Origin of the sequence: Anaeromyxobacter sp. SG64 (assembly GCF_022690745.1) — a bacterium.
Lineage (GTDB): Bacteria > Myxococcota > Myxococcia > Myxococcales > Anaeromyxobacteraceae > Anaeromyxobacter > Anaeromyxobacter soli.
Genome location: NZ_JALCZB010000175.1, coordinates 1 through 3,465, shown reverse-complemented (window position 1 = coordinate 3,465; position 3,465 = coordinate 1). Strand labels below are relative to the sequence as shown.

4 protein-coding genes and 1 pseudogene are annotated in these 3,465 nt (G+C 77.2%); all 5 read right to left on the bottom strand.

What is annotated here, in order from left to right:
* On the bottom strand, positions 1 to 204 hold a 204-nt coding region (locus tag MNZ29_RS23760), incomplete at its 3' end, for a hypothetical protein (RefSeq protein ID WP_277957393.1).
* Positions 201 to 1,214 carry an ABC transporter substrate-binding protein gene (locus tag MNZ29_RS23755; RefSeq protein WP_242341530.1) on the bottom strand — a complete coding sequence of 338 codons (1,014 nt, stop codon included), beginning with the start codon at positions 1,212 to 1,214 and terminating at the stop codon, positions 201 to 203. The genes MNZ29_RS23755 and MNZ29_RS23760, both read right to left, overlap by 4 nt.
* Positions 1,211 to 1,975 (bottom strand): ABC transporter permease, encoded by a 765-nt coding sequence (locus tag MNZ29_RS23750; RefSeq protein ID WP_242341529.1) that lies wholly within the window; start codon positions 1,973 to 1,975, stop codon positions 1,211 to 1,213. The genes MNZ29_RS23755 and MNZ29_RS23750 overlap by 4 nt, the downstream gene beginning before the upstream one ends.
* A complete protein-coding gene (locus MNZ29_RS23745) occupies positions 1,908 to 2,846 on the bottom strand; it encodes an ABC transporter ATP-binding protein (RefSeq protein WP_242357045.1) in 939 nt (312 codons plus the stop codon). The genes MNZ29_RS23750 and MNZ29_RS23745 overlap by 68 nt, the downstream gene beginning before the upstream one ends.
* 144 nt (positions 2,847 to 2,990) lie before the next feature.
* Positions 2,991 to 3,465 (bottom strand): annotated as a pseudogene (locus tag MNZ29_RS23740) (RNA methyltransferase); the annotation flags it as partial.

The window sequence follows — 3,465 nt, the reverse complement described above, 5'->3', positions numbered from 1 at the left end:
GCCGAGCTCCGGCGCGCGCCGCGGCGGCTCCGGCGGCGCCTCGCCGGGGGTCGGGGTGGGGTCGCGATCCGCGGACGTCGAGGCCCCGTCGAGCGGCGGCGCGACCGCGCTGCGGGCGGCGCAGCCGGCGCCGAGGACGGACACGAGGGTGAGCGCGAGCAGCTTGGCGGCGCGGCGGGCGGTGCGCCCTGGGGTCCCGCTCATCGGTGCGCGATCTCCTGGAGCATGGTCGCGTCCACCATACCCGAGAGCTCGCCCTTGGGCGCGAAGCCCAGCGCCTGCGCGTCGCGCGCCATGCGCTCGAGCTGCGCCTTCAGCGGGTCCACGGTCGGCGCCACGCGCGAGAAGGCGTCGCGCAGCACGGCCTCCCGGAGCGGCTTGCCGGTGCGCGCCCCGTAGGCCGCGTTCGCGAGCCGGGCGAAGCCGGCTCGATCCTGCTCCCAGCGCCGGGTGAGCTCGAGGTGCGCGCGCACGAGGGCGAGCACCTCGGGGCGGCGCCGCTCGAGCGCGCGCGCGGACACGACGAGCAGGGTGGTGGGGAAGCGCCCTTCTGGCCAGAGGGTGCGCTCGTCCACCAGGATCCGCCCGCCCGCCTCGGCCACGAGCCGCGACGCCCAGGGCTCCGGCACCCACGCGCCGGCGAGGTCGCCGCGCGCGAAGAGCGCGAGGATGTCGGGGTTCGCGAGCGGCGTCACCTCCACCGTCCCCTGGCCGCGCGCGTCGTGGAGCCCCACCTTGCGGAGCCACATGCGGAGCGCGACGTCCTGCGTGTTGCCGAGCTGCGGCGACGCCACGCGCTTCCCGGCGAGATCCGCGGGGACGCGCGCGTCCTTCACCACCAGCGCCGCGCCGCCCGAGGTGGCGCCCGCGAGGACGCGCAGCGCCTGCCCCTGCGTGCGCAGGAACGCGATCGCGGCCGGGCCGGGGCCCACGTAGCTCGCGTCGAGGTCGCCCGCGAGCAGCGCCTCCATCGCCGCCGGCCCCGCGTTGAACATGCGCGTCTCGAGCCGCGCCGGGAGCGCCCGCGCGAAGGTGCCGTCGTCGACGCCCACGAGCGCCTGGGCGTGCGTGACGTTCGGGAAGTAGCCGAGGCGGAACGGCGCGTCGGGCCCCCGCCCGCGGGAGCAGCCGCCGGCGAGCACGAGCGCGGCCGCCGCCACGACGGCGACGCGCGTCGCGCGACGCGTGGCGAGGCCGAGGAGACGCGGCGTCACGCGGGCTCCTCGAGGAGCCCCCAGCGGCGCCGCACGCGCAGCTCGAGGATGCGGAAGAGGACGCGATCGACCGCGACGCCGATGGCGACGATGGTGGCCATGACGCCCATGACCTGCGCCGCGTCGAGCAGCTCGCGGCCGTTCTGCAGGAGCTGCCCGAGGCCGCCCGCGACGAAGAGGAGCTCGCCCGCCATGAGCGCGCGCCACGCGAAGCTCCAGCCGAGCTTCAGCCCGGTGAGGATCCCGGGGAGCGCGGCGGGCAGGAGCACCCCGGCGTGGAAGCGCGCGCCGCGGATCCCGAGCGTGCCGGCGGCGCGCAGGATGAGGGGGTCCACGCCCGCGATCGCGTCCTCCGTCGCGATCGCGATCGCGAGCACGGAGCCCATGACGACCACGAACAGGATGGCGGTCTCCGAGAGGCCGAACCAGAGGATCGCGAGCGGCAGCCAGCAGATCGACGGGAGCGCCTGCAGGCCCAACACGACGGGGCGGAGCGCGCCGCGCAGGAGCGCGCTCCGCGCGAGCAGGACGCCGAGCGGGACCCCCGCCACCGCCGAGAACGCGTACCCCTGCGCGAGGCGGCCGAGCGAGCGCGCCGCGGCCGCCCCGAGCCGGCCGTCCGCGGCCATGTGGACGACGCTCGCGGCGACCGCGAGCGGGCCGGGGAAGAGCCAGTGAGGCCAGGGGCCGATCCTAGAGAGGAGCTCCCAGATGAGGAGCGGGACCGAGAGGAGTAGCCCCGTCCGCAGCGATCCGTGCATCCCGTCCCTCCGCCGCGCCCGCCGCCTCGGCGCGCCTCAGCTCGTCCCGGATGCGCCGCGACATCTCCACGAGCGCATCGTCGTCCGGATCGCGCGGTCGCTCGAGCCGGACGTCCAGGTCCTGCAGCACGCGGCCGGGCCGCGCCGCCATCACGATGACGCGGTCTCCGAGCACGAGCGCCTCGCGCACGTCGTGCGTCACGAACACCACCGTCTTGCGGTCCCGCAGCCAGACCTGCTGGAGGAGCTGGTGCATGTGGCTGCGGGTCTGCGCGTCGAGCGCGGCGAACGGCTCGTCCATCAGCAGCACGGCCGGGTCGAGCGCGAGGGCGCGCGCGAGCTGGACGCGCATGCGCATGCCGCCCGAGAGCTGGTGCGGGAGCGTCTCCTCGAACCCGTCGAGGTGGACGCGTCCGACGTACTCGCGGGCGCGCGCGTCGGCGTCGGCGCGGGAGAGGCCGCGCGCCCGGAGCGCGAAGACGAGGTTCTGGCGGACGGTGAGCCAGGGGAAGAGCGCGGGCTCCTGGAAGACGAGCAGGCGGTCCGGCCCGGGGCCCTTCACGCGCAGGCCGTCGATGGTGATGCGCCCGCCGCTCGGCTCGAGGTGGCCGGCGAGCGCGTAGAGGAGGGTGGTCTTCCCGCAGCCGGACGGCCCGACGAGGCACACGAACTCGCCGGCGTGTACCTCGATGTTCACGTCCCGGAGCGCGACCACCTGGTTCCCGAAGCGGTGCCCCACGCGGGAGACGTCGATCTTGGGCGGGCCGGCGCGCTTCACCCGGGGCGTGAGCAGCCCGATCCCGGCGCGGCGCCGGGCCCGGCGCACGGCGCGCGTCAAAAGGGCGAAGCGCCCGCCGACCTGCCTCCACATGCGGCACCAATGTGCGTCCCGCGGGCTGCGAATGCCTGCACCCTCGTCTGGACGCCCCGGCCGAGCGCACGGCGGCTCGATCCCCCGCCCCGTGAAGGCGGTCGCCGGCGCTCCGCCGACCGACCGCGACCGCTCCTCGGGTCGTCAGGGGGAGAGACGCAGGAGCCGGCAGGCGAGCCCGCCGTTGCGAACGGGCAGCGCGGACGCGGGCGCGAGCGGCAGGAGCCGCTCGTACCCGCGGTCGGGCCCGAGGACCGCGACCTCCCAGCCGCGGAGCCGGGGGAAGAGCGCGCCCAGCGCGCGCCAGGCGAGGGCAGCGTCCTCGTCGAGCCGCACGCCGTACGGCGGGTTCACCGCGCACAGCCCCGGCCCGGGGGGCGGCTCGACGCGGGCGGCGTCCGCGCGCTCGAAGCGGATCGCGTCGGCGACGCCCGCCGCGGCGGCGTTCTTCTGGGCGAGCCGGAGCGCGCCGGCGTTCCGGTCGGAGGCGTGGATGGCGACCGCGATCGGCCGGGCCTGCGCCGCGAGGCGCGCGCGGAGGCGCTCGGTGCGGGCGGCGTCGTGGCCGGGCAGGCGCTCGAAGGCGAAGGAGCGGCCGAGTCCCGGCGCGCGCCGGCCG

Excerpts from the sequence above, each read along its gene's own strand:
- MNZ29_RS23750 (WP_242341529.1), bottom strand. The coding sequence starts at position 1,975 with ATGCACGGATCGCTGCGGACGGGGCTACTCCTCTCGGTCCCGCTCCTC.
- MNZ29_RS23745 (WP_242357045.1), bottom strand. The coding sequence starts at position 2,846 with ATGTGGAGGCAGGTCGGCGGGCGCTTCGCCCTTTTGACGCGCGCCGTG.